The organism is Georgenia sp. Z1344 (assembly GCF_057652375.1).
In genome coordinates, this window is record NZ_CM172728.1 from 2,288,885 (window position 1) to 2,310,117 (window position 21,233).

Consider the following 21,233-nt stretch of genomic DNA (forward strand, 5'->3'; position numbering starts at 1 on the left):
TTGAGGGATGGACACCCCCCGCCCGATCGTCGTGCGCACGCTCCTCGGCGCGCGCACGGCCCGCTCCGCCCTCACCGGCCGCGTGGCGCTCGTGATGACGATGGGAGCCCTCCACGACGGCCATCTCTCGCTCGTGCGGGAGGCCGCCGGTCGGGCCGAGCACGTCGTCGTGTCCGTGTACGTCAACCCGCTCCAGTTCGACGACCCGGACGACCTCGAGCGCTACCCGCGCGACCTCGACGCGGACCTCGACCTGCTCGCCGGGACCGGCCTCGGCGGCCGCCTCGCCTACGTCCTCGCCCCCGACGACGCCGAGATGTATCCCCGCGAGCCGCTCGTGCGGATCGACCCGGGGCCCGTCGCGGCGGTCCTCGAGGGCGCGACCCGGCCCGGCCACTTCGCGGGCGTCCTCCAGGTCGTCACCAAGGTCCTCGCCACGGTCCGCCCGGACGTCGCGGTCTTCGGCCAGAAGGACGCCCAGCAGCTCGCGCTCGTCCGCACGCTCGTCGACGACCTGAGCCTCGGAACCGAGATCGTCGGCGCCCCGATCCGCCGCGAGGACGACGGCCTGGCGATGTCCTCGCGCAACGCCCACCTGTCCGCGACCGAGCGGGAACGCGCGACGGCCCTGGTCAGGGCGCTGACCGCGGGCGAGCAGCGCGCGGCCGCCGGCGCCTCCCCGGCCGAGGTCCTCGCCACGGCGAGGGGCGCGCTCGAGGCGAGCGACGGCGTCGTGCCCGACTACCTCGTCCTCGTCGACCCGGCCACGTTCCTCGACGTCGACCCCGACCACACCGGCGAGGCCCTCCTCGCCGTCGCCGCCCGCGTGGGCGCGACCCGCCTCATCGACAACCTCACCGTCCACCTCGCACCCAGAAAGGTCACCTCGTGACCCGTACGCCCGCCTCGCTCATGCGCCCGATGATGATCGGCAAGATCCACCGGGCCACGATCACGGGCGCCGACCTGCACTACGTCGGCTCGCTCACCGTCGACGCGGACCTGCTCGACGCCGCGAACCTCCCGCCCGGCCACCAGGTCGACGTCGTCGACATCACCAACGGCGCGCGCCTGACCACCTACGTCATCCCCGGCGAGCGGGGCAGCGGCGTGCTGACGATCAACGGTGCGGCCGCCCACCACATCCAGGCCGGCGACCTCGTCATCGTCATCGCCTACGGCCACCTCTCCGACGAGGACGCACGCTCCTACGAGCCGTCCGTCGTGTTCGTCGACGAGGACAACCGGATCGTCGAGTGCTCGCACGAGCCGGGGCAGGTGCCGGACACGGACCGCGGGAGCGCGCCCGAGATGGAGTCCTCCGGCGAGACGTTCGCGTCCTACCGGGCGGCGAAGGCCCGGCACACGCTGCCGAAGGGCTGAGCGGGCTCTCGGACTACCCTGGCCCGGTGACCGAGACTCCCGAGACCCCCGACGACGACACCCCCGAGCAGGTCCGCGTCCGCGCCGAGAAGCGCGCGCGGCTCCTGGCCGCCGGGACCGACCCGTACCCGGTCACCCTCCCGATCACGACGACGATCGCCGAGGTCCGTGCCGCGCACGGCGACCTCGAGGCCGGCACCGAGCTGGACGACGTGCTCGTCGGCGTCGCGGGCCGCGTGATGTACCTGCGCAACACCGGCAAGCTGTGCTTCGCCACGCTCCAGTCGGGCGACGGCACGCGCATCCAGGTCATGCTGTCGCTCGCCGCCGTCGGGGAGGAGTCCCTCGCGGCGTTCAAGTCCGACGTCGACCTCGGCGACCACCTCTACGTCCACGGGCACATCGGCGCCTCCCGCCGCGGGGAGCTGAGCATCTTCGCCCGCCCCGGGCAGGTCGCCGGCGAGCCCGCCCCCGCCTGGCGGATCGCCGCCAAGGCCCTGCGGCCCCTGCCGAAGACCTACGAGACGGCCGAGGGCGTCGAGTCCTCGCTCTCGGAGGAGGGGCGCGTCCGGCATCGACACCTCGACCTCGTCATGCGTTCCGGGGCGCGGGACATGGTGCGGCTGCGCTCGGCCGTCACCCGCTCGCTGCGCCGCACGTTCGACGCGCGCGACTTCCTCGAGATCGAGACGCCGATGCTGCAGAACCTCCACGGCGGCGCGGCGGCCCGGCCGTTCGTCACGCACATGAACGCGTACGACACCGAGCTGTTCCTCCGCATCGCGCCGGAGCTGTACCTCAAGCGGGCCGTGGTCGGCGGGATCGACAAGGTCTTCGAGATCAACCGGAACTTCCGCAACGAGGGCGCGGACTCCACGCACTCCCCGGAGTTCACGATGCTCGAGGCCTACGAGGCGTACGGCTCCTACGACACGATGGCCGAGCTCACCCGGACGCTCGTCCAGACCGCCGCGCAGGACGCGCTGGGGACCACGCTCGTCACGCTCGCCGACGGCACGGAGTACGACCTCGGGGGCGAATGGGCGCAGCTGGGCCTGTACGAGTCGCTCGCCGAGTCCCTCGGGGAGGAGATCACCCCCGAGACGTCGGAGGAGGAGCTGCGGGCGCTCGCGGAGCGGCTCGAGATCCCGCTCGCGCCGCACCACACGCCGGGCAAGATCGTCGAGGAGATCTGGGAGGCGCGGGTCGGCGACCGCCTGTGGGCGCCGACGTTCGTGCGCGACTTCCCGGTCGACACCTCGCCGCTCACCCGGGCGCATCGCTCGCAGCCGGGCACCGTCGAGAAGTGGGACCTGTACGTGCGCGGGATGGAGCTCGCGACGGCGTACTCCGAGCTCGTGGACCCGGTCGTCCAGCGGGAGCGCTTCGAGGCGCAGGCGCTCGTCGCGGCCGCCGGCGACCCGGAGGCGATGGTCCTCGACGAGGACTTCCTCCAGGCGATGGAGGCCGGGATGCCGCCCGCCGGCGGGATGGGCATGGGGATCGACCGCCTGCTCGCCGCCATGACCGGCGCGGGTATCCGCGAGACGATCACGTTCCCGCTGGTCAAGCGGATCTAGTCTGGATCCATGGACCACGCACGCCTCGGCGCCTCCGGCCTGTCCGTCTCCCGCGTGGGTCTGGGGTGCAACAACCTCGGCCGCCGCGGGACCGTCACCGAGCACCAGGACGGCGCGTCTGCCCTGGTCCACGCGGCGCTCGACGCCGGGATCACGTTCTTCGACACCGCGAACTCCTACGGGCCGGCCACGTCCGAGACGCTGCTCGGGGAGGCGCTCAAGGGGCGTCGGGACGACGTGGTGGTGGCGACGAAGTTCGGGATGAAGGCCCACGACGACGAAGGGCCCGACTTCGGTGCGCGCGGCTCGCGGCGGCACGTCAAGCGGTCGGTCGAGCACTCGCTCCGGCGTCTGCAGACCGACCGGATCGACCTGTACCAGTACCACACGCCCGACGCCGACACCCCGATCGACGAGACGATCTCCGCCCTCGACGACCTCGTGCGCGAGGGGAAGGTCCTCTACGTGGGGCACTCGAACCTGGCCGGCTGGCAGATCGCCGACGCCGCGCACGTGGCCGAGTCGCTCGGCGGGGTGCAGTTCGTGTCCGCGCAGAACCACTACAACCTGCTCGACCGTCGCGCCGAGCAGGAGGTCATCCCCGCGGCCGAGCACTTCGGGCTCGGCGTGCTGCCCTTCTTCCCGCTGGCCAACGGCCTGCTCACGGGCAAGTACTCCGACGGGGTGGCCCCGGCGGGTTCCCGGCTCGCCCTCACGCGTCAGCACCTGCTCGACGACGAGAACACCCTTGCCACGCTGCGGAAGTTCGGCGAGTTCGCCCGTGCGCGCGACCTCACCGAGCTGCAGGTGGCCTTCTCGTGGCTGGCCTCGCGCGGCCCGGTGGCCTCGGTCATCGCCGGTGCGACGACGCCGGAGCAGATCCGGCAGAACGCCGAGTCCATCGCCTGGGTGCCGACCGAGGAGGACGAGGCCGAGCTCGACGAGCTGTTCCCGGCGGTCCCGAAGGTCGCGCCGTTCTGATCGTCCCCACCCGCGCCGCACGCTCCCTGCCTCGGGCACCCCGCAAGGTCGGTGGCGTCAGTCCTCGACGGGCTCCGGCGGCAGCCCGGCGGCCACCCGGAGGATCGTCCGTTCGGCGTCGTCGACCGTTGTTCGACGGGCGCCCTTGGCCACGAGGTCGCGGTACATCGCGGGCTCGGCGAGCGTGAGCGCCAGTCCGCGGCGCACGAGGTTGAGCGGAGGCTTTCTGCCCTCATCCAGGTCCCTGGCCAGGCGGAACACGAAGGTCTGCAGTCGGGGGCGGGTGAGGCACAGGGCGTCGGCGAGGATCCCCTCGGTGCGGCAGGCGTCGATGATCTCGGCGGCGAAGATCCCTTCCGCGACGACGGCACGCGCCGTGCCGAGCTCGATCGTCCTCGAGCTCACGCGCGCGTTCGACGGGATGTCGTAGACCGGGACCTCCACCGACCCCGTGGTCACGAGCTCGACGAGTGCCGCCACGGCCGCGGTGCCGTCCCAGCTGGCGGGGGAGTCCCAGTCGACCATGCCGTGGCGCCGGGGCAGGCCGGGGTGGTCACCGTCGAGGTAGAAGTCGTCGAGGGCGACCGTGGGCAGGCCGAGCCGGCGCGTCAGGCGCGTCTTGCCGGAGCCTGACGGCCCGGTCACGAGCACGACCCGCGCGAGCGGGGTCCGCGCCGCCTCGGGGATGTCGAACAGTGGTTCCTGTGCCGGTCGGGCGGGGGGTGTCGGGGGCGGGTCTGTCGTCGTCGTGCTTGTCGTCGCCGCGGTGTGTCCGGCGCCGCCCGTCGTATCTGTCGCGCCCTCCGCGGGCGTGTGGCGGGTGGTGCGGGCGTCGTCGTCCATCGCCACCTCCGGTCCGTCGGCGGGCCGGTGCCCGCACCGGACAAGGGTAGGCGAGGCGTGCCGGCACGTCGCCCGGCCGTGACTGTCGCGCGGGACCCGCCCCGATCCTCGCGTGTGCCATGCCCGTTGGGTGCGCCGGTGCCGCCGCTTGTGCCTGTGCCTGTGCCTGTGACTGTGACTGTGCCTCTGCCCCTACTCCTGCCAGTGCCTCCAACCCTGCCTCTGCGCCTGGCCTGGCGGCGCGTCGGCGATTCGCCCCACCGTTTGCCCCGGTCCCGATCTATCCACAGGACGCCTTCGTGACGTCTTGTCCACTTATTTCGGTTGATCTCTTGTGGTGTCAGTTCGTTGCGGTAGGCTTGGATCAGTTCGAACACAGGTTCGAGAAACTGGCTCGACGAGGAGGTGGCGAGATGACCGACACGAGTACCGAGACCCACGTTGTTGGCTCGCGCGCGGTCTCTCGATCGCCCCTCACTGCTTCTGGAGCCACGACCACGACCGCTCTCGCGTCGGGGCGTTGCGGCACCTCCACGGCCGGGTCGGACTCCGCGGTTCGCCCCGCAACCACAACGGAGTCCGCCTCTGCGCCTGACGTCACCGCCACGACCGGGCAAGACGCGGCGCCTCGGCCCGCCGACGCTCCCGGGTCCGCGAGTATCCCTGCCGTTCCCGCCGTACCTGCCACGGCTACCCGTACGACCGTGCCCGCTTTTGCATCGGCCCTTGCCACTCGGCCCCCTGGCCAGGCCGGCTCCGCGTCGCGGGCCGGCGGGACGTGGACCGACGCGCTGCTCGGGGACGACGCGCTCGGTGCGCTCCTCGTCGAGCTGTCCGGCGTCGAGGCTGCCGATGAGCCGGGGGAGATCGACCTCATCACACGGGTGGAGTCGGTCAAGTCGGCGCTCGCAGCCGTCCAGGCGCGTGCAGCGGTACGACTCGACGAGCGGCGGCGGGCGGCCGAGGCCGCGCGGGGCGTGCCTGCGCATGAGCGCGGCAAGGGCGTCGCGGAGGAGGTGGCGCTCGCCCGGCGGGACTCGCCGACGAAGGGCTCGCAGCATCTCGGGTTCGCCAAGGCGCTCCTTCGCGAGCTGCCCCGCACCATGACCCTTCTGGAGCAGGGCGACGTGTCGGAGTGGCGGGCCACGCTCGTCGCGCGCGAGACGGCGATGCTCGACGCCGAGGACCGCCGGGTCGTCGACGAGGCCGTCGCGACCGACCTGCCGCGACTGAGCGACGCACAGGCGGCTGCACGCGCGCGTCACCATGCCCGGCAGCTGGACCAGGCGTCGGCCGTGGAGCGGCTCGAGCGGCACAGGCGCGAACGCCGCGTCTCCGTCCGACCTGCGCCGGGCGGCATGGCCTACGTGACGGCGCTCCTCACGCTCACCGACGCGGTGGCGGTCAAGGCCTCGCTGCTACGGGCGGCCGACACCGAGGTCACCGAGGGTGGCGCCGTTGCGCGTACCCGAGACCAGGTGGCGGCGGATCTGTTCGTCGAACGCATCACCGGCACGCGACCCGGACGTCCGGGAGGTGTCGACCTCACCCTGGTGATGACGGACGAGACGCTGCTCGGTGGTGACGAGCCGGCACGCATCCCGGGGGAGGGTCCGCTCGACGCCGCCGTCGCGCGCGGCATCCTCACCGCGGACCAGGCGGGCGACGTCCAGCTGCGGCGCCTGTGGGTCGAGCCGGAGACCGGGCGGATCACGAAGATGGATGTGCGCTCGCGACTCTTCTCCAAACGACTCCGGGCGCTCGTGCTGGCGCGCGACGACCGATGCCGCAACCTGTGGTGCGGCGCGCCGATCCGGCAGGTCGACCACGTGCGCCCGCACGCGGCCGGCGGGACGACGGACGTCGCGAATGCGTCGGGGCTGTGCCAGCGGTGCAACCTCGCGAAGGAGAACGAGGGGTGGTCCCACAGCGTCGACGGCGAGGACCTCACGGTCAGCACGCCGACGGGTCACAGATACTCGACCCGTGGCGGCTCGGCCCTCGCCCAGACGTTCCGGGCGAGCCGGACGGACGCCATGCGTCGGCGATACGCCGAGAGCCGGGCGGCACTTGCGGAGCTCGAGCAGCCGGTCCGTCGCTCCGACGGCGTGGAACGATCGCGGCCGCCAGGCGTCGGAACAAGTGGCGATCCGCCCGGCTGGATCGCGACGGCCGGTGGTGATCCACCCGAGATGGTGGAGCCGGACGATCGTGATTACCTGGACGACCTCGACGACCTGTCCTACGTGGACGACCTGGAGGAGTTCGACGTGCCCGACATGTATGACCTGCCTTATCGCGGGGGGTGGTCGGGGTGAGCCCGTCCCTGACGGGACCATGTCGGGCCGGTCCGGGGCGCGTGGCACGATCTCCCCGTGAGCGACTTCGAGGCCGAGATCAGCCAGCTCGAGACCGCGGCGAGCAACGCCCGAGACGCGTCCGGCGATATCGCCGACGTCGACCTGCCGGCAGCGGTCGACGGGATCGCCACGGCGATGCCTGGTTCGAGCTCCGCGGTGTCGGCGCCAGAGCTGGGGACGAGCTGGACCGGGGAGAAGGATGCGCTGACCGAGGGGCTGGACAACTACGCGGCCGGGCTCGAGGCAGCGGCGCGCACCTACCGCGACACCGACGAGGCGGCGGCGCAGGACTTCGGCTGACCCCTGCTCAGCCCCCGAACGTGCGCACCGGCCGGCCCGGTACCTCGACCCGGATGCGGAAGACGGCGCCGGCCTCCGGCTCCGGGTCGTCGAGCTTTTCCTTGGACGTGGTGACGAACAGGTCGCGGCCGTCCTCGCCGCCGAGAGTGCATGCGGTGACGAGCCGGACGGGCAGGTCGACCGTCGCCAGCTCGGCCCCCTCGGGGGAGTACAGGCGCACCTTCCCGACGCGGTTGAGCGCGACCCACACGTTCCCCGCCGAGTCGACGGTCAGGCCGTCGGGCCGCTCGTCGGAGGCTACGGTCGCGAAGCGCCGTCGGTTGCGGAGCCCGACGTCGGTGACGTCGAAGACATCGGTCCCGCCGGCCGAGGTGTCGTTGTAGTACGCGAGCGAGCCGTCGGGGGAGACGTCGAAGCCGTTGGAGGTCGTCACCCGCTCGACGGCGGTCGTCACGTCCCCGCCGGGCGTGATCCGGTAGAGGCTCGCGACCTCCGGGCTGCGGTCGTAGGCCATGTTGCCCGCGTAGAGGTTGCCGGCGGCGTCGCAGCCGCCCTCGTTCATCCGCAGTCCCTCGTGGCGCCAGAGGGTCAACCACGGTGAGGGCACGGCGTCGGGCTCGTCGGACGTGGCCAGCCCACGCTCGGTGCCGACCACGTAGCCGCCGTCGGCGCGCGGGCGGACGAAGGCGGCGACGGCGGAGCCGGTCGGCAGGCGGTCGACCCCGCCGTCGTCCCGGACGGTCAGCAGGTCCCCGGCGAGCATGTCGACGAACCGGAGCCCGCCCCAGCTCGCGGACCAGACCGGCCCCTCCCCGTGATAGGCGACGGCGTCGGTGACCTGTTCGGGTGCCGAGTGCACGTGTGTCATGGGCCCATTGTCGACCACGCCCGAACGCGGCGCGCCACCCCGGAGCGGGCCTGCCACGTGCTCCCGTCGTCGTCGATGGGGACTTCTCCCCACGCGATCGTTGTCATGGATTCGGCCCTCGGGGCGCGACGTGGAAGATTCGTCCCGTCGGCACCTTGGGGACGCCGACGACGACGGACCTGCCCAGGAGATGCGCGCATGGACGAAGCCGACGGCCCACCGCCCGAGCTGAGGGACGCCGACCTGACCGACGCCCAGCCGACCGACGCCGAGCCGACCGACGCGGACCGGGAGATCACCGACCTGGCCGAGGCCGTCAAGGACGACCTCGATGCCGCGCTCAACGGGCTCACCTGGATCCAGAACAGGCCGCAGCTGAGCACGGCGCGCACCGGTCCGAGAGCGAGCGACCCGGTGGACCGGCACTACACGTTCGGCGTCGCCCGGCACCTCGACGAGGACGAGTGGGACCGCGCGATCGCGATCGTCGCGGCCCACGCCCGCCGGGTGGGGTACACGGGGGCCGAGCTCGCCGTCGACAGGCTCGAGGACCACGAGGCTCGGTTCTACGCCGAGGACGGCCGCATCCTCACCTTCGGCACGGCCACCTCGACGATCTTCCGCGTGACCGTGCGACCGGGCGCCGGCCTGCCGGCGCACATGGGTGGATCAGGCGCGGCGCCAGGGTCCGGCGCCGTCGGCTCCGCCTCGGCCGGCTCGACCTCGGCCGAGCCCCTCATCGGCCCCGCCGGCGCCGACCTCCCGGATGCGGCCCCCGACATCGTCGACGAGGTCCCGCGATGGTGACCTGGTCGGACGTGCGGAGCTGGTCGTCGTCGTCGCTCGCCGCCGAGGTCACCGCGCTCGGGAACGCCCGCGACACGCTCCAGGGCATCGAGGACGAGCTCGACGCGATGGTCACCCCCGCCGGCTGGACCGGTGATGCCGCCACCGCCGCCGGGACCCGCCGCACCCAGATCAGCACCGCCGCGCAGTCGATCGTCTACGAGGTCTCCCTCGTCCGGGCGGCCGTCGACGAGGCCGAGGACTCCGTGCGCACCGTCGAGGACAAGGTCGCCGACATCGACGCGCTCGCTACCAGCCGCGAGGTCACGGTGGGCAGCGACGGCTCTGTCACCGACACCCGGACGCCGCCGGCCCGGTTCGACACGGTCGAGGACCGCGACGCGTACACGCGCGAGCGCCAGGAGGCCGTCGACGTCGTGTCGCAGGCCGTCACCGAGGTCCTCCTGCTCGCCGAATCCGCCGACACGACGCTGGCCGCGGTCCTCGACTCCGCGCACGGCGACCAGCTCGACTCGGGGCACACCGATCTCGCGGCGGCCGCCGCGGCCGGCGACACCGACGGGCAGATCACCTGGCCCCCGCCGCCCGACGGCGACGAGCAGGCCCAGGCGGACTGGTGGGAGTCCCTCACCCCGGCCCAGCGCCAGGAGATCCTCGACGACGAGCCGGACCTCGTCGGCAACCGCGACGGCATCCCGTCCACCGCCAGGGACGAGGCCAACCGCAACCGGCTCGACGGCGAGAAGACCGACGCCGAGGAGGCGCTGGCAGCCGCCGAGGCCTCGGGCGACCAGGGTGCGATCGACGACGCCCAGGCCGCGCTCGACTCGATCACCCAGGTCGAGGAGACGATCGCCCAGGACGGCCGCTACCTCCTCCTGCTCGACACCGAGTCCGGCGACCGGGTCAAGGCGGCGGTCGCGAACGGCGATGTCGACACCGCGGACCACGTCTCCGTCCTCACGCCGGGGTTCACCACCACCGTCGACGGCAGCCTGGCGAGCTACGACAGCCGGATGTCCTCGCTCAAGGGGGTCACCGAGGCCGAGCTCGACCGTTACGGCCACCACGACCAGACGGTGGCGACGGTGTCGTGGCTCGGCTACGACGCACCCCAGTGGGACGAGACGCTGTCCGGCAACTCCGTCGCGCTGTCCGGCGCCGCGCAGCGAGGCGGCGACGACCTCGCGGGCTTCTACACCGGGATCAACGCCTCGCGTCCCGTCGACCCCAACCTCACGGCGCTCGGGCACTCGTACGGGTCGACGACCCAGGGGTACGCGCTCCAGCAGGAGGGCACGGGGGTCGACAACACCGTGTTCATGTCCTCCCCGGGCATCTCGACCGGCGATCTCGACGACTTCGACGTGCCGGGCGACGCGATCTACTACCTCGAGAACGACAACGACCTCATCGCCGACCTCGGCCGGTTCGGGCCCGACCCCACCGGCGTCGACGGCCTCACCCACCTGTCCACGTACGAGGGACAGACGGCGTACGGCGAGCACCGCGACGGCACCACCGGGCACTCCAGCGTCTTCGACGACGGGTCGATGGCGCAGCACAACACCGGGCTCGTCGTGGCCGGGCTCGAGGAGCACGTGGTCTCCGAGCGCGCGCACGAGTTCTGGACCGACCCGGTCGAGTGGCCCTGGTAGCCACGTCCGGACCGTCGGCCGAGGCGGTGGCATGATTCTCCGATGACGTCGCGACCAGGCACGGAGCCCCGTGGCGCGGTCGCCGTCCGGCCCGCGCTCGTGACGGACGTGCGCACGATCGCCAGGCTCGTCCAGCCCTACGCCGCCACGAACACGCTCATCACGAAGGACCTCGTCACCTACTTCGAGTCCGTCCAGGAGTTCCTCGTGGCCGAGGCGGACGACGGCACGATCGTCGGCTGCGGCGCCCTGCACGTCATGTGGGACGACATCGGGGAGATCCGCACGCTCGCGGTGGACGAGTCGTGGCTCCGACGCGGCATCGGCGGACTGCTCCTCCGGTCCCTCGTCGACCGCGCCCGCGCCCTCGGGCTCAAGCGTCTGTTCTGCCTCACCTTCGAGGTCGACTTCTTCGGCCGTCACGGCTTCGAGGTCATCGAGGGCACGCCCGTCGGCGTCGACGTCCAGGAGGAGCTCATGCGCTCCCACGACGACGGTGTCGCCGAGTTCCTCGACCTCGCCCGTGTCAAGCCGAACACCCTGGGCAACACCCGGATGCTGCTCGAGCTGTAGTACCCGGGGGAGGCGCACCGTTCCCCACGACGACGCGGTTCTCTGCATGTCGGAGTCTTTGCCCAGGTCAGGGCAGGACAGAAGTCCCCACGGTTCGGATCTGCGACCCGCGCGGCGTGATTTCTAGCGTGGTGGGTGACCGAGCACGACATCGACACTCCGGTTCCTCGTGGCCGCAGCGGCCACAAGGGCAGGAAGGAGACGACCATCAACGCGAAGGTCACCCAGCGACTGGCGCTCGGCTCGAGCGCGCTGCTTCTCGTCGGCGGGATCGCCGCCTGCTCCGACGATGCGACGGACCCCGTCGAACCGCCCGCCGTCGAGGACTCGCAGGAGCCGGAGGCTCCCGACGAGGACTCGGCCTCCGACGAGGGGGCGTCCGACGGCGTCGCGCCCGGCCAGGAAGGTGCGTCCGACGGCGTCGCGCCCGGCCAGGAAGGTGCGTCCGACGGCGTCGCGCCCGGCGGGGACGGTGGCTCCGAGGGCGGCGTCGCGCCCGGCGAGGACGGGAACGTCCCCGGAGGGGAGATGCCCGACGACGGTGGGGTGCCCGACGACGGTGGGGTGCCCGACGACGGCGGAGCACCACCGGAGGGTGAGGCCCCTGAGGGCGGGGCCCCCGAGGGCGATCCGGCCGGGACCGGTGCGGCCGGCGTCGCGATCCACTCCGACTGGCTCGCCGTTCCGCTGCCCGAGGACTGGAGCGAGTTCGAGGAGGGCGTCTGGTCCGGCAACGACGGTGCTGCGCTGCACCTGAACGACTGCCACGCGCCGGACTCCGGGACGCTCGGCTACAGCGACTGCGTCGACTTCATCCCCCAGACCGGGGACCCGAGTGCGGCCGACCCGGACACCGAGGTCGACATCCAGCAGCTGCAGCCGGTCGCCGAGGGCCTCAACGCCACCGAGATCTCGGTGAGCGACGGCCAGACCGAGATCGTCTACTGGGTCGTGGAGAACCAGGAGACCGAGGAGGTCGCCGTCCTCGAGTACCAGAGCGAGGGTGTCGACGACGCGGTCCTCGAGTCCGTCCGCGAGATGTCGCTCCAGTGACCCGGCGGCACCCGTGACCCGGTAGCGGTCCGACCACGGCGCCGGCCGGTGGGGATCCCCTCCGGCCGGCGCCGCCGCACGTCGGGACCGGGGAGTCCGGCCCGTCGAGCGGCCTGGCGCCGGACCGGGGTCGTCCCTAACGTGGGCCCGGACAGCAGGACGACCCCAGCAACGCCCCGGAAGGACCACGATGAGCTCGAGGACCACCCGCCTGACGACCGCCACCGCAGCCCTCCTCCTCGCGGGCAGCCTGGCTGCCTGCCAGGGCGACGAGCCGGTCGAGCCCGAGGCGCCCGTGGCGTCCGGCGAGGTTGTCCTCGCCGACGGCGGTGACCCGGCCCATCCGCTGCCAGGGGACCCGGCCTACCCGGTGCCCGGGGACCCCTGGACCCCGTTCCCCTGCTGAGCCCTCGGCCCCCGGCTGACGGCCGGCGTCGTCACCGGTCGATCGCCGCCACGACGAGCCGGGCCAGCTCGTCGGGCCGGGTGTACTGCGGCCAATGACCCGTCGGCAGGTCGACGAGCTCGAGGTCCGTTGCCGCGGCCAGCTCGGCGGCGAACGGGGCGCCCGACCCGATCAGCTCGTGGATGACGTGGGACGGCACGGAGGACGCGAGCACGGTCACCGGGATCTCGAGGCGCCGCCCGTCGGTCAGCCGCAGCGGCTGCTGCGCGACCCCGACCGGCACGGGCACGGCGACCCGCTCGATCTCCGCGCGGACCTCGTCCGTCATGTCGGTGAGCGAGCCGTCGTCGAAGAACGACCAGTCCGGCACCGGCACCTCGCCGTCGACCACCGGGAGATCGGGGTTGACCGGCGTCCCGTCCGGGACGGGGAACCCGTCGACGAGCACGATCCGGGCGACTCGCTCCGGCCTGGCGTCGGCGGCGCCCCACACCACGTGCGACCCGCCCGAGTGGCCGACGAGGACGATCTTCTCGGCGTCGGACCCGTCGATCGCCCGGACCGTCGCCGCCACCTGGTCGGCGAGCGTGACGCCCGCCCGGTCCGCCGCGCGACGTGACGTGCCGGGCAGCGCGAGCGGGCGCGGCCGGTGCCCCGCGGCCTCGAGGGCGCCCAGGAGCGGCCCCCACGACGACGCATCGAGCCAGAAGCCGGGGACGAGGAGGATCTCCACGGCCCCGAGGCTAGGCGCAGGGGCCGACATCCGCGCCCCGCCTACCGCGACAGCAGCCGTGCGAGCAGCCCCACCTGGGCGGCGACCAGCGCGCACCCGAGCGTCGGCAGCCACAGTTCGGGCTCCCGCCAGAACCACAGCGCGAACGCGATGCCCAGGGCGAGGACGAGAACCGGCGGGGTGACCCGCAGGACCTTCCGCAGCCGGGCCGCGCCGGGGTCGTCGCCCACCAGTGCCCGGCGGTGACCGAGCGCCGCGAGCACGAGCGCCGGCAGCGCGGCCGCCTGGCCGATGAGCATCATCGTCAGACCCGGCCACGGGGACAGGACGTCTCCGGCCATCGCGGCCAGCCCGAGCCCGAGCACCCCGAGCGCGCCGATCGCACCGGCCATGACCAGCAGCGTCGCGCGCACGGCCCGGGACCCCGGCGGGCGCGCGGGCGCGTCCTCGGGCCCGGGCGGGAGATCGGTGCTCACCGGGGCAGGGTAGTCGCCGCTCAGGGCAGGCCGAGGCCGGTCCCACGCTCGACGACGAGGCCGTCCGCGAGCAGCGAGGTCACCACGCGCGCGGCCTGCTCGGCGTCTCCTGCCCCGCGGGATCCCGCCGCGCCGGATCCCGCCCTACCCATCGCCGCCTCCACCAGCTCGGCCCACGTGTGCGTCGCCCCCGGCTCGGCGGCGCGCAGCGCGGCCATCACCCGGCCCCGAGCCTGGCGATCGGTGCCCTCCCAGGGCTGGCTACGGCGTCGTGCGGCGTGGGTGTCCGCCGGGTACCCGGCGGCCCTCCAGGTGCAACGCCCGGCCAGCGGGCAGTCGTCGCACCGCGGCGCGCGCGCCGTGCACACGAGCGCGCCGAGCTCCATCACCCCGGCGTTCCACGCGGCGGACGCCTCGTCGCCCGCCGGCAGGAGGTCCGCCGCCCGCGCCTGCTCCGCCTTCGCGGGCGCGCCGGGCGGGGGCGCCGCCTCGCCGCCGAGGACCCGGGCGAGGACCCGCCGGACGTTCGTGTCGAGCACGACCGCGCGGCGCCGGTGGGCGAACGCCACGACCGCGGCCGCGGTGTACGGGCCGACCCCCGGCAGCGCGAGGAGGTCGGCCTCGTCGCCGGGGACCTCGCCGTCGTGGTCCCGCACGACCGCCGCCGCACACTCCTTGAGCCGCAGCGCGCGGCGCGGGTAGCCCAGCCGGTCCCAGGCCCGCAGCACGTCCGCCCCGGGCGCGGCCGCGAGGTCCGCAGGCACCGGCCAGCGCGCCATCCACGCCTCCCACGCCGGCGCCACGCGTGCCACGGGCGTCTGCTGGCTCATCGTCTCCGAGACGAGCACGCCCCACGGCGTGGTGCCGGTCCGGCGCCAGGGCAGGTCACGGGCGTGGTCGGCCCAGAAGCCGGCGACGGCGTCGTGGATCTCGCGGTACTCGGGCACCGGGCCAGTGTGCCCCGATCCACGCGCGTCCCCCGCGGTCCTCCGGCGTGCCACCCGGGCGGCGCGGGTCCGCGTGCCTACGGTGGGCCCGTGCCCACCGATGACGACCGCGGTTCGCGCCCCGCGCAGCGCCGCCGCCCCAGCCGGGCGACGATCTGGCGCCGCCGCATCACCGTGCTCCTCGCGCTTCTCGTCGTGCTCGCGCTCGTCGTGTGGGGCGTCATCGCCGTCTGGGGCGCGATCTTCGGGGGCGACGACGACGAGCAGGGCCCGGCCGCCGCCGAGTCGTCCTCGGAGTCCGGCAGCGAGTCCGCCTCCGACGCCGTCCCGACCGGCGACCCCGTGGCCTGCACCGACGACCAGCTCGGGCTGACGATGACGGCCACGGGTCGCCACGCCGGCAGCCCGGTCGACTTCGCGATCGAGCTGACGAACTCCGGCCGGGGCGACTGCCTCGTCGACGCGGGCAACGCGGCCCTCGTCGTCGAGGTCACCTCGGGCAACGACCCGGTCTGGTCCTCGGCGCACTGCCCGGCCGAGGAGTCACGGATGCTCCTGCTCGGACCGGACACCACGTCCGACGCGCTCGTCACCTGGCCCGGGACCCGGTCGAGCGCGGACTGCCCCGAGGACCCGCCCGCCGTCAGCCCGGGGACCTACCGGGCCGTCCTCGTGCGCGAGGGCGCCGAGATCGGCGGCACCGACACCGTGTTCACCCTGGACGAGGCCCCGGCCGAGGCACCGACGGACGGCGAGGCGCCCACCGAGGGCGAGACTGCGTCCGAGGCGCCGAGCGAGGGCTGAGAACCAGCCACCCCGTCTCAGACCAGCGACGTCTCCGCGACCCGCCCGAGCCCCTCGCGCACGGCGAACGCCCGCGCGCGGCCCACGCCCTCGACCTCCTGCAGGTCGTCCGTGGTCGCGGCGAGGAGGGCCTGCAGCGAGTCGTAGTGGCTGACGATCGCGTTGGCGACCGCCTGCGGCAGGCGCGGGATCTTGCCGATGAGCCGGTGCCCGCGCGGCGAGGCCGGGGTGTCGAGGTCGGCTCCGCCGGGCCCGCCCAGGCGCATGGTCCGGGCGATCCCCGCGAGGTCGACGAGGTCGGAGGACGAGAGCGCCCCGAGCGCCTCCCGGACCCCCGACGACGCGCCCGTGGGCACGTAGTCCCGCACGAGCGAGCGGCGCTCGAACGCGAGGCCGACCATGAGGTCGTCGTGCTGGAGCCGCAGGAGGTGGCCGTCGGTGCCGGCCTGGACGGTGGCCGACTCGACGTCGGAGGAGATCCTGCGGATCATCTCCATGCGCTGGACGATCGTCACGACGTCGCGCACCGTGACGACGTCCTCGACCTCGAGCGCCGTGAACGTGCCGAGGAGCTGGTCGAGCCGGGCGCGGTAGCGCTCGAGGGCGGACAGCGCGAGCTCGCCCTTCGCGAGGACCTCCGCGCTCTCGACGACGACGTGCCGCAGCTCGCCGACGTACAGGGCGACGGTCCGCATCGACTGGCTGACCGAGATCACCGGGTGCCCCGTCTGCCGGGCCGTGCGCTGGGCCGTGCGGTGCCGCATCCCGGACTCGACCGTGTCGATGTGGGAGCCGGGCATGAGCTGGACGTTCGCGCGGCGGATCCGCCCGGCGGACCGGTCGACGACGACGGCGCCGTCCATCTTCGACAGCTCGCGCAACCGGGTCGCGGACATCTCGACGTCGAGGTCGAATCCGCCCGAGGAGATCGCCTCGACATCGTCGTCGAAGCCGAGGACGATGATGGCGCCGGTGCGGCCGCGCAGGATGCGGTCGATCCCGTCGCGCAGGACGGTGCCCGGCGCGATCTCGTGCAGCATGGTGCGCATCGTCGCCTCGTCGTCGGTGCCCATGCCTCCCCGTTCCCGGCGGAACGGCCCCGCCGGGCTCATCGTAGGTCGCTACCGGTCAGCGCCGCTGCCGCTCGGCCCCAGGCCGCACTCGCGCGCCGCCTCGGCGAGGTTCGCCGCCCGGACCACACGGATCCCGGCCACGTTCGCGGGCGCCTCGCCGGCCGAGGGGACGACCGCGGTGGTGAACCCGAGCCGTGCGGCCTCGGCGAGGCGGCGGCCCACGCCCGTCGTCGCGCGCAGCTCGCCCGTGAGGCCCACCTCGCCGAACGCGACGACACCGGGGCGCACGGGCCTCCCGAGGGACGCGGACAGCAGCGCGAGGCCGAGGGCGAGGTCCGCGGCGGGCTCGCTCGCCCGCGCGCCGCCGACCGTGGAGACGTAGACGTCCTTACCCGCGGTCCCCACCTCGAGCCGCGCGGCGAGCACGGCGAGCATCATGGCGACCCGCGCGCCGTCGACGCCGGAGACCGTGCGACGCGGTGGCCCGGCCGGCTCGGTGAGCAGCGACTGGACCTCGACCGGCATCGGGCGGCGGCCCTCGAGCGTCACCGTCACGCAGGTGCCGGCCACGGGTTCGGGGGCGGCGGAGAGGAAGAGCCCGGACGGGTCGGGCAGGCCGATGATGCCGTCCTCGCGCAGGTCGAAGCAGCCGACCTCGTCCGTGGCGCCGAACCGGTTCTTCACCGCGCGCACGAGACGCAGGCGCGAGTGGCGCTCGCCCTCGACCTGGCACACGACGTCGACGAGGTGCTCGAGCACCCGCGGCCCCGCGATCGAGCCGTCCTTCGTCACGTGCCCCACGAGCATCGCGGGCATCGCGCGGGCCTTCGCCGCACGGATGAGGGTGGCCGCGACCGCCCGGACCTGGGAGACGCCGCCCGCGGACCCGTCCACGGCGGAGTCGGCGACGGTCTGGACCGAGTCGACGACGAGCAGCGCCGGGTCCATCGCCTCGATGTGGCCGAGCACGGTGGCGAGGTCGGTCTCGGCCGTGAGCAGGAGATCCTCGTGCAGGGCCCCGATCCGCTCGGCGCGCAGGCGGACCTGGCTCGCCGACTCCTCGCCGGTCACGTACAGCACGCGCCCCTCGACCGCAGACGCCGCCCGGGCCGCGACGTCGAGGAGGAGGGTCGACTTCCCGACGCCGGGCTCGCCCGCGAGGAGCACGACGGCGCCGGGCACGAGGCCGCCGCCCAGGACGCGGTCGAGCTCCCCGACCCCGGTGGGCCGGGCGCGCGCGGTCTCGACGTCGACGTCGAGGATCGACGCCGCGGGCGTGGCCGGGGCGAGCGCACCGACCGACGCGCGGGCGGGCGCGGCGCCGGCCTCCTCGATCGTGCCCCAGGCCTGGCACTCGCCGCAGCGGCCGACCCACTTCGGGGTGGTCCAGCCGCACTCGGTGCAGCGCAGCTCGGCGCGGGGTCGCTTGGTGGAGGTCGTCGGCACGGGTCCACGGTAGGCGGCGGCGCCGACAGCCGCGGGCGCCCTCCCCACCGCGCGCGTCAGACGGGGATCCGGCCGAACTGCATGAGCGCCCAGGCGATGGCCGGCACGAGCAGGACGAACAGCAGGACGGCGACCCACCACCGGCCCGTGTCCCGGGAGACCTTCTCGCGCAGGTAGAAGTGGCCGTTCACGGAGTCCAGCTCCTTCCCGCCCGCGCCCTCGACCGCGTGCTCGCCGACGTCGGAGCGGTGGAGGACGGGCAGGACCGCGGCGGTACGGCCGTCGGTCGGGGCCTGCCCCATCGAGCACCGGATCCGCTCGCGGAGCCGGTCCTCGCGCTCGGGCGCCGCCTCCTGGTAGGTCGTGCCTCGACGATCGCCGAGGGCGGTGCTGTGCCCGCGCACGAGGGTGCCGGCCGCGACGAGCTGGTCGAGCGTGGTGGCGACGAGGTGGTCGGCGGCGCCCGCGACCGCCCCGACCCCGCGGCTCCCGCCCGCACGGCCGCGCGGGTCCTGGCCGACCAGCCACGCCGCGATCGCGTCGTAGCCGGGCGGCGGCGTGGGGCCGCCCTCGACCGGGACGTAGGTCTGGATGATCTCCCGCCTGGTCATGCCGCCGCCGGGGCCGGGCCGCCACTTCCGCTTCTCGTGGATGCGCAGCGTCCCGCCCGCGAGCACCTGCTCCGCCGCCGACTCGACCGCGAGCCGGCGCAGGGTGTCGGTATCGACGAGGCACGCGCCCGTCTCGTCGTCGTGGACGAGGAGGAGGACGTCGGCGAGGAGCTGGGCCGGCATCTGACCAGGCTATCGAGGGGCGACGCCCTGGCCGGGCACCCCGGACGGGGAGGACAATGCATCCATGACCAGCGAAGCCGCCCCCCGCCGTCAGGTCCTCACCGACGAGCTGCTCGAGACGATCCGCTCGCGCGCCGCCGGCCACGACCGCGACAACACCTTCCCCCACGACGACCTCGCCGACCTGCGCGCGGCCGGCTACCTCACCGCGTTCGTGCCCGCCGAGCTCGGCGGCGGCGGGCTGAGCCTGGAGGAGATGGCCCGCGAGCAGGCGCGCCTCGCCGGCGCCTCGCCCGCCACGGCGCTCGCCGTCAACATGCACCAGATCTGGGTGGGCGTGGCCCGCACGGTCCGGGCCGCCGGCCAGTCCGACATGGACGAGATCCTCGCGCGCGTGATGGACGGCGCGATCATCGCCTTCGGCGTGTCCGAGGCCGGCAACGACCTCGTCCTCTTCGGCTCCGCCTCCGACGCCACGCCCGACGGCGAGGGCGGCTACGCGTTCAACGGCACGAAGATCTTCACGACCCTGGGACCGGTGTGGACCCTGCTCGGCACGTTCGGCACCGACCGCACGGACCCCGACAACCCGGTCAACGTGTGGGGCTTCGTCGAGCGCGACGGCGGCGGCATCGAGATCAAGGAGGACTGGGACACCCTCGGCATGCGGGCGACCCAGTCGTACACGACCGTGCTCGACGGCGCGCACGCACCCGCGCACCGCATCGTCCGGCGTGTCCCGCCCGGGCCGACCATGGACCCCTTCGTCTTCGGGATCTTCGCCAACTTCGAGATCCTGCTCGCGGCCGTCTACCAGGGCGTCGCGCAGCGCGCGCTCGACGTCGCCGTCGCGACCGTGGGCAAGAGGATGAGCCTGAAGAACCAGGCCCCGTACGCGCACGACCCCGACATCCGGCGGCGGCTCGCCGACGCCGCCATCGAGCTCGACGCGATCGAGCCCCAGCTCGTCGCCCTCGCCCGGGACGTCGACGCCGGGGCGGACCGCCCGCTGTGGATGCCACAGCTCTCCGCGCTCAAGTCACGCGCGACCGAGACGGCGCTGCGCGTCGTCGAGAAGGCCGTACGGGCGTCCGGCGGGTCGAGCTTCTACACGCGCGCCGAGCTCTCGCGCCTGTACCGCGACGTCGTCGCCGGCCTCTTCCACCCCTCCGACGACGAGTCCGTCCACGCCGCCTGGGCGAACGCGCTGCTCGGCCCGGTCCCGCCGCCGGCGGGCTGAGCGGCTACTCCTCGCCGTACCGCTTCATCGTCGAGGGGTGCATGCCGGTGCGCCCGGCCTCACCCTGGTCGAGCGCGTCGATGCGCGCCGCCTGCTCGGCGGTGAGCTCGACCTGGAGCGCGCCGAGGTTCTCCTCGATCCGCTTCCGCGAGCTCGCCTTGGGGATGATGACGTGGTCGCGCCCGACGTGCCAGGCGAGCACCACCTGCGCGGGCGACGCGCCGACCTCGGCGGCGACCGCCTCGACCACGGGATCGGTGAGGACGCGCCCGCGGGCGATCGGCGACCACGCCTGCACCGTGATGCCCTCGGCGCGGCAGAAGTCGACGACCTCCTGGTTCTGCAGGTACGGGTGGATCTCGGCCTGGTCGAGGGCCGGCAGGGGGAGGCCCGCGTCCTGGATCTCGCGCAGGTGCTCCGGCTGGCCGTTCGACATGCCGATCGAGGTCACGAGGCCGGCGGCCCGGGCGTCGACGAGGACCTGCCAGGTCTCGGCGAGCGGGGTGGTCGAGTCGGCCGGGTAGGGCCAGTGGATGAGGAAGAGGTCGAGCCGGTCGAGCCCGAGGTCCTCGAGCGAGCGCTCGATGCTGGCCCTCGCCGTGCCGGGCGCGTGGTTCGGGTTGTCGAGCTTGCTCGTGACGAACAGCTCGTCGCGGGCGACGCCGCTGTCCGCGATGCCGCGGCCGACGCCCACCTCGTTCCCGTACATCTGCGCGGTGTCGACGTGCCGGTAGCCCACCTCGATCGCGGTGGCGACCAGCGGCGCCGCGTCGGCGTCGGGGATCTTGTAGGTGCCGAAACCGATCTGGGGGATTGCGTGGCCGTCACCCATGACGACGATGCCCGAGGAGATCATGGGATCCATCCTGGCAGGTCGGGCGGCGATCGCGGGCACAGGTATTCCGTCG

22 protein-coding genes are annotated in these 21,233 nt (G+C 73.8%); 13 read left to right on the forward strand and 9 right to left on the reverse strand.

Annotated elements, in window-relative coordinates:
* Positions 1-7: 7 nt before the first annotated feature.
* Genes panC through AC24FB_RS10385 form a run of 4 tightly spaced genes read left to right on the forward strand, consistent with a single transcriptional unit; the run spans position 8 to position 3,944 of the window.
* A complete protein-coding gene (panC, locus tag AC24FB_RS10370; RefSeq protein ID WP_425713696.1) occupies positions 8-892 on the forward strand; it encodes a pantoate--beta-alanine ligase in 885 nt (294 codons plus the stop codon).
* Positions 893-921: 29 nt separating this feature from the next.
* Positions 922-1,383 (forward strand): aspartate 1-decarboxylase, encoded by a 462-nt coding sequence (panD, locus tag AC24FB_RS10375; RefSeq protein WP_463653114.1) that lies wholly within the window; start codon positions 922-924, stop codon positions 1,381-1,383.
* A gap of 26 nt (positions 1,384-1,409) precedes the next feature.
* On the forward strand, positions 1,410-2,963 hold the full coding sequence (gene lysS / locus AC24FB_RS10380; RefSeq protein WP_425713695.1) for a lysine--tRNA ligase: 1,554 nt from the start codon (positions 1,410-1,412) through the stop codon (positions 2,961-2,963).
* Positions 2,964-2,972: 9 nt separating this feature from the next.
* A complete protein-coding gene (locus tag AC24FB_RS10385; RefSeq protein WP_425713694.1) occupies positions 2,973-3,944 on the forward strand; it encodes an aldo/keto reductase in 972 nt (323 codons plus the stop codon).
* Positions 3,945-4,001: 57 nt separating this feature from the next.
* On the opposite strand, the gene AC24FB_RS10390 is transcribed toward AC24FB_RS10385, so the two are convergent.
* Positions 4,002-4,787, reverse strand: a complete 786-nt coding sequence (locus AC24FB_RS10390) for a uridine kinase family protein (RefSeq protein WP_425713693.1) — start codon at positions 4,785-4,787, stop codon at positions 4,002-4,004.
* A 704-nt stretch (positions 4,788-5,491) separates the two neighbouring features.
* Here AC24FB_RS10390 and AC24FB_RS10395 point away from each other — a divergent pair.
* Both AC24FB_RS10395 and AC24FB_RS10400 read left to right on the forward strand, forming a co-directional pair.
* Positions 5,492-7,105: an HNH endonuclease gene (locus AC24FB_RS10395; protein ID WP_425713692.1), complete on the forward strand. Its 1,614-nt coding sequence runs from the start codon at positions 5,492-5,494 to the stop codon at positions 7,103-7,105.
* Between the two features lie 57 nt (positions 7,106-7,162).
* On the forward strand, positions 7,163-7,447 hold the full coding sequence (locus AC24FB_RS10400; RefSeq protein ID WP_425713691.1) for a hypothetical protein: 285 nt from the start codon (positions 7,163-7,165) through the stop codon (positions 7,445-7,447).
* A gap of 7 nt (positions 7,448-7,454) precedes the next feature.
* Here AC24FB_RS10400 and AC24FB_RS10405 read toward each other — a convergent pair whose 3' ends face one another.
* Positions 7,455-8,315, reverse strand: coding sequence for an SMP-30/gluconolactonase/LRE family protein (locus tag AC24FB_RS10405; RefSeq protein ID WP_425713690.1), 861 nt, complete (start codon positions 8,313-8,315; stop codon positions 7,455-7,457).
* 198 nt (positions 8,316-8,513) lie between these two features.
* On the opposite strand from AC24FB_RS10405, the gene AC24FB_RS10410 reads away from it, so the two are divergent.
* From AC24FB_RS10410 to AC24FB_RS10430, 5 genes are all read left to right on the forward strand, one after another.
* Positions 8,514-9,122 (forward strand): LppA family lipoprotein, encoded by a 609-nt coding sequence (locus tag AC24FB_RS10410; protein WP_425713689.1) that lies wholly within the window; start codon positions 8,514-8,516, stop codon positions 9,120-9,122.
* Positions 9,116-10,780, forward strand: coding sequence for an alpha/beta hydrolase (locus AC24FB_RS10415; RefSeq protein WP_425713688.1), 1,665 nt, complete (start codon positions 9,116-9,118; stop codon positions 10,778-10,780). Before AC24FB_RS10410 ends, AC24FB_RS10415 begins: the two co-directional genes overlap by 7 nt.
* Positions 10,781-10,822: 42 nt before the next feature.
* The gene (locus tag AC24FB_RS10420) at positions 10,823-11,353 is read left to right on the forward strand and encodes an amino-acid N-acetyltransferase (RefSeq protein ID WP_425713687.1); all 531 of its coding nucleotides are present in this window, start codon (positions 10,823-10,825) and stop codon (positions 11,351-11,353) included.
* A gap of 135 nt (positions 11,354-11,488) precedes the next feature.
* Entirely contained in the window at positions 11,489-12,406 is a 918-nt protein-coding gene (locus AC24FB_RS10425) for a hypothetical protein (protein ID WP_425713686.1), read from the forward strand.
* Between the two features lie 190 nt (positions 12,407-12,596).
* A complete protein-coding gene (locus tag AC24FB_RS10430; protein WP_425713685.1) occupies positions 12,597-12,812 on the forward strand; it encodes a hypothetical protein in 216 nt (71 codons plus the stop codon).
* A 31-nt stretch (positions 12,813-12,843) separates the two neighbouring features.
* On the opposite strand, the gene AC24FB_RS10435 is transcribed toward AC24FB_RS10430, so the two are convergent.
* From AC24FB_RS10435 to AC24FB_RS10445, 3 genes are read right to left on the reverse strand one after another with little or no spacing between them, the layout of a single operon-like run.
* Positions 12,844-13,545: an alpha/beta fold hydrolase gene (locus AC24FB_RS10435; RefSeq protein WP_425713684.1), complete on the reverse strand. Its 702-nt coding sequence runs from the start codon at positions 13,543-13,545 to the stop codon at positions 12,844-12,846.
* A gap of 41 nt (positions 13,546-13,586) precedes the next feature.
* Entirely contained in the window at positions 13,587-14,021 is a 435-nt protein-coding gene (locus AC24FB_RS10440) for a hypothetical protein (RefSeq protein ID WP_425713683.1), read from the reverse strand.
* Positions 14,022-14,041: 20 nt separating this feature from the next.
* Entirely contained in the window at positions 14,042-14,968 is a 927-nt protein-coding gene (locus AC24FB_RS10445) for an HhH-GPD family protein (RefSeq protein ID WP_425713682.1), read from the reverse strand.
* A 90-nt stretch (positions 14,969-15,058) separates the two neighbouring features.
* On the opposite strand from AC24FB_RS10445, the gene AC24FB_RS10450 reads away from it, so the two are divergent.
* Positions 15,059-15,772 (forward strand): hypothetical protein, encoded by a 714-nt coding sequence (locus AC24FB_RS10450; protein ID WP_425713681.1) that lies wholly within the window; start codon positions 15,059-15,061, stop codon positions 15,770-15,772.
* 17 nt (positions 15,773-15,789) lie between these two features.
* On the opposite strand, the gene disA is transcribed toward AC24FB_RS10450, so the two are convergent.
* Genes disA through AC24FB_RS10465 form a run of 3 tightly spaced genes read right to left on the reverse strand, consistent with a single transcriptional unit; the run spans position 15,790 to position 19,085 of the window.
* Complete coding sequence (gene disA, locus AC24FB_RS10455; protein WP_425713680.1) at positions 15,790-16,845, reverse strand: DNA integrity scanning diadenylate cyclase DisA; 1,056 nt, start codon at positions 16,843-16,845, stop codon at positions 15,790-15,792.
* Positions 16,846-16,893: 48 nt separating this feature from the next.
* The gene (gene radA, locus AC24FB_RS10460; RefSeq protein ID WP_425713679.1) at positions 16,894-18,291 is read right to left on the reverse strand and encodes a DNA repair protein RadA; all 1,398 of its coding nucleotides are present in this window, start codon (positions 18,289-18,291) and stop codon (positions 16,894-16,896) included.
* Positions 18,292-18,347: 56 nt separating this feature from the next.
* Positions 18,348-19,085 carry a GPP34 family phosphoprotein gene (locus AC24FB_RS10465; RefSeq protein ID WP_425713678.1) on the reverse strand — a complete coding sequence of 246 codons (738 nt, stop codon included), beginning with the start codon at positions 19,083-19,085 and terminating at the stop codon, positions 18,348-18,350.
* A 64-nt stretch (positions 19,086-19,149) separates the two neighbouring features.
* Here AC24FB_RS10465 and AC24FB_RS10470 point away from each other — a divergent pair, with 64 nt between their 5' ends.
* Positions 19,150-20,325, forward strand: coding sequence for an acyl-CoA dehydrogenase family protein (locus tag AC24FB_RS10470; protein ID WP_425713677.1), 1,176 nt, complete (start codon positions 19,150-19,152; stop codon positions 20,323-20,325).
* A 4-nt stretch (positions 20,326-20,329) separates the two neighbouring features.
* On the opposite strand, the gene AC24FB_RS10475 is transcribed toward AC24FB_RS10470, so the two are convergent.
* Positions 20,330-21,181, reverse strand: a complete 852-nt coding sequence (locus tag AC24FB_RS10475) for an aldo/keto reductase (protein WP_425713676.1) — start codon at positions 21,179-21,181, stop codon at positions 20,330-20,332.
* Between the last annotated feature and the right edge of the window lie 52 nt (positions 21,182-21,233).